This is a genomic window from Shewanella sp. M16 (assembly GCF_018224605.1).
GTDB classification, from domain to species: Bacteria; Pseudomonadota; Gammaproteobacteria; order Enterobacterales; family Shewanellaceae; genus Shewanella; species Shewanella oncorhynchi.
In genome coordinates, this window is the sequence record NZ_JAGTUL010000105.1 from 1 (window position 1) to 1,067 (window position 1,067).

At 35.9% G+C, this 1,067-nt stretch carries 2 protein-coding genes; both read left to right on the forward strand.

The genetic code is table 11. The annotated features are described in order from the left end of the window. The first annotated feature begins 142 nt into the window (after positions 1–142). Complete coding sequence (locus KFE26_RS23600) at positions 143–520, forward strand: hypothetical protein (RefSeq protein ID WP_212601915.1); 378 nt, start codon at positions 143–145, stop codon at positions 518–520. After that, on the forward strand, positions 517–873 hold the full coding sequence (locus KFE26_RS23605; protein WP_212601916.1) for a hypothetical protein: 357 nt from the start codon (positions 517–519) through the stop codon (positions 871–873). The genes KFE26_RS23600 and KFE26_RS23605 overlap by 4 nt, the downstream gene beginning before the upstream one ends. The last annotated feature ends 194 nt before the right edge of the window (positions 874–1,067 follow it).

The following is a 1,067-nucleotide window of genomic DNA, read 5'->3' on the forward strand; positions in this document are numbered from 1 at the left end:
AAGTCTCGGTCTCGTAGGCTAGGAAATGAATATAAGAGACAATTTTATAAACAATATAAAAATAACCGAAGCATACTAATTAAAAAGTATAAAGATAAAATATGAAAACTAAAATTATCAGAATATAAGGTTAATTAAAATTATGCATAAAAATCAAGATGTTAATTTATTGCCTTGCTCTGTTGAAAAGACACTAGAAGATTTTAAAAATAGTAATTGCTCATTACCTGCGTGTCATCCTGACTTTGAGCATCCAACGCCCCAAGATGTTAAGCGGTTAAGATTTTTAATCGGGTTTTCACAAACAGATCTAGGCATTTTGGGTAATAAATCTATTTCTTCGAAGGGGAGCAGTGCTGTTATTAAGTGGGAAACACCGATAGGTCGAGCAGATCATCGGCCTATGGACTATTGCCTTTGGCGGCAAATGCTGTACATCGCTGGCATTGCATCTATAAAGGACGATATAGATGCAATCAAAAAATATAAATCTGAACGTATAAAAGGAATTGTTTCATGAAAAGTTTAATAGTTTTATTGCTAGGAATAATTCTATTGGTCTTAGGCAACATAAGTAGTCAGTTAGAGTATTCAAACTTGTCTGACGAGGAAAAACACGGTTTAAAAGTAGTTGAACAGGCGCTAATGGACGCTAAAATTGAACGAAGTAAGATAGATGCTGCCGAGCGAAAGCGGTTTGTAGCAATGCCGTTTAGTGAAGTTCAAAAAGCGAATTATGATATTGAGGTGTTGTTCCCTTGGGTTATGGCTTATCTATCAGTATCAATTTATATAACCTCTTTTCTAATTTCGCTTATTTTTCTTTTCCTATATTTATCTTTACGTAATCTTTTATCTAGGCGGCCTAAGTAAATCAAGTATTTTAAATACTTGATTTGTTATATTTGAAATAACGGATAGAGAAATAGGGCGATCAAGCGCCTTTACGGGTTCGCTAATCGCTCATTCCTTCGGAACTAACGCCCTTCAAGTCATTCCCTCGATGCCTCGGCTATCGCAACGGCCAACATCAAAAGCAAATCGTTTTTAGCGGTCGCGAGTGCTCG

Excerpts from the sequence above, each read along its gene's own strand:
- KFE26_RS23600 (WP_212601915.1), top strand. The coding sequence starts at position 143 with ATGCATAAAAATCAAGATGTTAATTTATTGCCTTGCTCTGTTGAAAAG.
- KFE26_RS23605 (WP_212601916.1), top strand. The coding sequence starts at position 517 with ATGAAAAGTTTAATAGTTTTATTGCTAGGAATAATTCTATTGGTCTTA.